This window comes from Teredinibacter waterburyi (assembly GCF_001922985.1).
Lineage (GTDB): Bacteria > Pseudomonadota > Gammaproteobacteria > Pseudomonadales > Cellvibrionaceae > Teredinibacter > Teredinibacter waterburyi.
The window spans coordinates 1-5,286 of the sequence record NZ_MRUH01000002.1 but is presented as its reverse complement, the minus strand read 5'-3'; the positions used below and the strand labels follow the sequence as shown (position 1 = coordinate 5,286).

At 39.9% G+C, this 5,286-nt stretch carries 5 protein-coding genes; all 5 read right to left on the bottom strand.

Annotation, left to right across the window (positions count from 1 at the left end; all coding sequences use genetic code 11):
* Positions 1 to 160 precede the first annotated feature (160 nt).
* On the bottom strand, positions 161 to 502 hold the full coding sequence (locus IDZ20_RS00030) for a hypothetical protein (RefSeq protein WP_188149380.1): 342 nt from the start codon (positions 500 to 502) through the stop codon (positions 161 to 163).
* A gap of 86 nt (positions 503 to 588) precedes the next feature.
* Positions 589 to 2,439: an ATP-binding protein gene (locus IDZ20_RS00025; RefSeq protein ID WP_188149379.1), complete on the bottom strand. Its 1,851-nt coding sequence runs from the start codon at positions 2,437 to 2,439 to the stop codon at positions 589 to 591.
* A gap of 107 nt (positions 2,440 to 2,546) precedes the next feature.
* A complete protein-coding gene (locus IDZ20_RS00020; RefSeq protein ID WP_188149378.1) occupies positions 2,547 to 2,921 on the bottom strand; it encodes a hypothetical protein in 375 nt (124 codons plus the stop codon).
* Positions 2,918 to 3,895, bottom strand: a complete 978-nt coding sequence (locus IDZ20_RS00015; protein ID WP_188149377.1) for a hypothetical protein — start codon at positions 3,893 to 3,895, stop codon at positions 2,918 to 2,920. Before IDZ20_RS00015 ends, IDZ20_RS00020 begins: the two co-directional genes overlap by 4 nt.
* A gap of 572 nt (positions 3,896 to 4,467) precedes the next feature.
* On the bottom strand, positions 4,468 to 5,286 hold an 819-nt coding region (locus IDZ20_RS00010), incomplete at its 5' end, for a hypothetical protein (RefSeq protein WP_223144878.1).

Sequence of the window (5,286 nt, the reverse complement as noted above, 5' to 3'; positions counted from 1 at the left end):
ACAGCAAACAATCCCAATGAATTCCAAGCCCTACTCTACTAGCCGTTAAGACGCATAACGCCTTTGTAACGGGCATTTTTTGTGTAGTGTAGTTTTGCGGTAAAGTGGCGTAGCCACCGCAAAACGGAGCGTAGCAAAAAATGTCCTGTTGACAAACTTGTTAGAGGCTTTTGGGGAGGACATATTTTGTGGCTTTTCCCTCTGAATTTGTTGTGACTTTTCCGTAAATGCCTTTAGCATCATCTAGATACTCAATTTGGAAAAACACCTTACCATCTAACCATTTCGTCAACATTAATATATCGCCAGAATCGCAGACAAGCTGAACATAATATGCTTTTCCCTTAGACTTGCAGCGTGCTACTTCTTCACTACTAAGTTCACCAGACACTTCCTCTGGAAATACCTTTAGATTTGCCCAGGAGTAAAATTCCTCAGCGGCATTGTCACAGCCGAAGCTATTAACAGACAGAAAAACGCTCAATACTAGTAATATACGCATTCTTTACGCTGGCCCTCTAACGCCTCAAACACCGGCGTCGCGTAGCGACGTCCGCGTGCTTTGAATTGTTATGTGTGGTCTCAGACTCATTGAATTAGCCCATTCAATTGTTCGAACCAGCCGTTCACTTCATCATATGCTGACAAATCCTTAAGCAGATCGACTGTCATTAGTGGCGCTGCCTGACTGGAAAGAATTCGTTTTATTGAGCTTTGCCCTTCGTCTGTAATCTGATTGTTACCATTTGCTTTAAGTTGCTTCAAGAATGAGGATAGTTCCTTGGGAATATTTTTAGAACTCCACTCTTCTTGCCACTCACCTTGCGTAGGAAAGAATTCTTCTTGAATAGGGTAAACCTGAGATATTAGTGAGGGATGAATGTAGTTTTCCATTTCATACATATTGGTGAGTGCCCCCCAACCGTTACCTCTTGCATTCACTTCATCAATAGCCAACTGATATTTGTAAACATCGTTGTCGTAAATGTGAATTTCAGGCTTATCTAGCTTTGCGAGATAATTTTTATTTACCCAATGCATCAAAGTTCCACCACCCAGACACAGAACTAGAACTCTGTCATCATTTTCTAGATCAATACCAAACAGCTTGCTAATGTGATTAAAGAATTCAATATCAGAAGGCCCTTCAACGCATAACACTGCCCTAATTCCGTTGCTTTCGACTGTAATTGAAACATTTGGAAGGAGCCCAAGAGTATCGGCGATAACTTGAAGATTATCGTTGCCGCCTTTCTTGACATTGATGCCATGATCATTTTTGTATACAAACAATATATTGTCTGGGCACACAAGCCCAGCTAAAGACGGGCTATGAGTTGTTATTAGTACTTGAGTGTTTGGGTTTTCTGAGAGCTCAACTAGGGCATTAAATAACTCGACCTGCCAATCAGGATGTTGAGATGTTTCTGGTTCCTCAATTGCATATATTACGTTACGTTCTTCTGAGTTTTTTCTTTCTGCTTCAGCTCTGAAGTAGTTTAAAAGTATTAAGCGCCGTACACCGCTTCCTCGTTTGTTTATCGGAATACCATCATCACAATTAAACGAGAATGAGAATAGAGAGTCCCATGCCTTATGAGTCATTTGGGGAGTAAGGACGTCCGCGATTTCAGGATTCATTTCCTTTAGTTTTTCTAAAGTTCTATTACCCAAACTTTCAGCTTTTATTCGTATTTGTTCTTTTACTTGTTCTAATTCTTGTTCGAGCTGGCCAATTGCTGTTTTTGTTATAGCCTTTAAAGGATCTTGAACCTCTTTGTCGGAGTCCTTATTTGCACGGTCAGATTGAAATATGAAGAATAAGGGGAGATCAAGTTTAAGAGAATCCCATATTTTCTTTCCATCTTCTTTATCAATTGGAATTTCTTTGAGTGAAAATTCTGCTATATCCTCCACTTCATATATCGCTTGCCTGATAGATGAACTCTTATTTTTTTTAACCTCCTTAACATCCAGTTTATCCCCGTAAGCTTCTAGCAGCTTCTTCAGGTCGGCAATTTTTAAAGATATTAAAGGTTCTTCGAATACTGTTGGGCAATTAGCAATTATATATGTTTTTAATGATGCGGCTGTCAGTTTATCTTTCGAGCAATCCCAAGACTTCTTAATTGTTAGTTCGCCGTTTTCATCGAGGAGATACTCTCTATGCAAGTCGGTTGGCACAGTGTCTATGGTATATTGCTTATCGTCTGGGCGAAAAGAAACTTGAATAGACATCTCTGGATCATCCACATGAACATTGTGATCACCTATATCAATTTTTACCGTCTCGTTATTAAAGAATATCTCCAATGCTTCAAGAATTGTTGATTTACCGACATCATTCCTGCCAATGATGACATTGAAATTATCATCGAATTTCACAAAGATATTGCTATAAGCCCGAAAGTTCTTAAGTGTTAAACTCGATATTTTCAATGTTCACTCTCCATTAGTGGCTATCTATGATTTGCTCAGTCGGACACATAACGCCAACATCAGCCGCGCGCTTTTCAGCGTCGGCTGTATGTTTTTGTTAAGCTGGACTAGTCTAGCAAACCTACTGAATTTGCCGCGATTAAGATCAGCATTAATGCTACTGAAGTAACATAAAGATACCAAAATATATTTGCCAATAATCGGTCGAATAGAGTGGTATGCTTTTCTAATAAATCCCTATCTGCATAGAAGCCACTCATAGGACTTTTTGCTAATTTTTTAGTAATATATCTAGGTAATGCTAAGGCTTGAGCGACATTTAAAATATCCCAACCACTAGCAAATTCAGCCCCTAAACTGCTTTTTGTTTCATTTTTCTTTCGAAGCTTACGAACAGTAATTTGACCAAATAGTACAAACAAAACAGCAGCTATTAACATCAAAAAGGCTGAAAACGCCAACAACTTTGAAAATAAAGTCATTTTACACCTAAAGCCCCCATAATTGAGTCATACCAACCGCCGCTATTATCTTTGATAGCGTTGTTTACAGCGATAGAAGATGTTGCGGCGACACCAGCTATAGCTATACCACCTATAATTAAGCCTACCCAACCAACAGGAGTAGCAACCATGAGCAAACCCAAAGCTGCCGTCCCTACGTTTACTGCCAGCATTCCAGCTCCTGCACTCGCAGCAAAGCTACTTGACTCTATAAATAGTTCTCGCTCCCATTCACCACCAGTCTTATACTCGCTGTGAATATTTCCGGCACGGCTTGTAAAATCGATGACCGCGAGCCCATTACCAAGAAGCTTCGCATGCTGTGTAAATTTGACAAGGTTGTGAGCCTGAGCTTGTGATGTAATATTGAGCCTTGCAGCATTTCGGCTACTTTGCGCAATATTGGTTGCACGTGTTGCACTGGATAGTGGCGTGCCACGCCTTGCTTTAACTCCTGCATTTATAGCATTCAATTCATGTTTGAAACGAATCTGTAAATTTTGAAAAGCTTTAAATGCCTTTTGTTTGGCGATTGCTTTTGAAGCAGGATTTGACTTAATTACGCCCCGATAGGCCATGAGAGAATCTTGGTACTCTTTTATAGCTCCCGCAAACCCGCCAAGCCTGTTTGCGTACACGCTTGTAGATGCGCCCATAAGGCCAATATTATATTCTTGCAGTTTCTTGGTCATCTCGGCTAGAGCAATCGCGTTATCTCCACCAAAAGATAATGAAAGATTTGTTAGGTTGTTGGCCACTTTTGGTGCTGAAAGAGTTGATATAACCTGCGCATCGAAAGCACTCAACTCTTGCCCGAGTACATAGGGCGTGAAGGCTGAGACCGTAGATGGTTTAGAGCAACCTCTACCGTGTACAAAATTTGGATCGATACCGCATGAATTACTTAGAAAATCAGCCTTCAATGGCTGATTACATAATAGAATTTCACTCATTTCTGTCTCCTTTTAGAGTGATGTTTAAATTTTGTAGGGCTTAACGCCGCTATGTGGGGCATTTATTGTGGAGTGGAGTTTTGGGGTAAAGTGGCGTAGCCGCCCCAAAACGGAGCGTAGCAATAAATGTCCCTACGATAGCTTTGTTATGCGACTTTCTATACATACAAAACAACCCGTTCACCACACACAACAAAGCCATAAATTTAGTAAAAATAGCTTAGATTTAGACTTAAAACCCAAAGCCATTACCAACAACCATTGAGATTAACCTAGCTTTACACTTTAGCCAAGAACTCACAGAAAATGGAGCTACAACTAAAAATACAAGAAAAACGAAAAGCTAGAAACGTGAACGCTAGAATACTGGTAGCGTTTGGACGCTGTTGTGCTGATTGCCAAAGTAAACGGAGGATGCACGCAAACTCTTCTAGATCAGCCGATACTTATACAGAAAACAACACCAATGAATTACAAGCCCTACTCTACTAGCCGTTAAGACGCATAACGCCCAAATTTGCGGGCGACTGAAGCGAAGCGTAAGACGTTCCGTAAGATTTGTTTGTTATGCACTATATGAAGCCCTCAGAAGTATCGGTGAACAGAGGGATTTTTATATCTTTGAATTTTGGTAAATCGTCAAATTCAATTTCTGTTGCTGGCCCCTCCCAGATCTCCGGCCCATATTTTTTGATAACAAAACTCATATATAACATATTCCATTTATTAAACGTTTTGGAAATTGAAATCAACTCCTCACTTACAGCGCTGATTGGGTTGAGATTTGTACTATCCAATACACCCTTCATCACCCCTCTATTTGCTAACACTTCAGCGAAATAATATAGCGTATTTGCGTCGTTTTCTTTCGCTATGTACATATCCAGATCGTCTGGCGAGGAGAGTATTTCTTGATCAAGCTTCTCAGGTGTATAATGAAAAGAAAAATTATTTCTAATTTCACTTACGATATTACTTGAAGAGAAGTATTTCCCGAGTTCCTTTAGTGTTTTTTTCCCTTCTTCCTCGGAATTTAGGTCGAAGTCCTTTGCGATATTTTTATTTGCATAGTAGTGTTTTTTTAAAAGTTGCCAACCTTCATAGAGCTTGCCTGAAAGAGTTTTTAAATAGAAAAAATTTAATGATATTTGAGATTGACAAATTGCTTCATTGTTAGACGAAAAATCAGATGACCAAACTACCCCATACAGACAAAATCGGATCTCATTTTGCAGATGTGCGATAGTTACAAATAGCCTTCTTTCATCCTCTGGCATTAATAGTAACGCTTCTTTATTCAAGGTCGCTTTATAAACTGGCACATCACCTCCAAGGCAGGCATAACGCCGCGTTAACCTGTGCCGCGTGTGGAGTGGAGTTTTGCGGTAAAG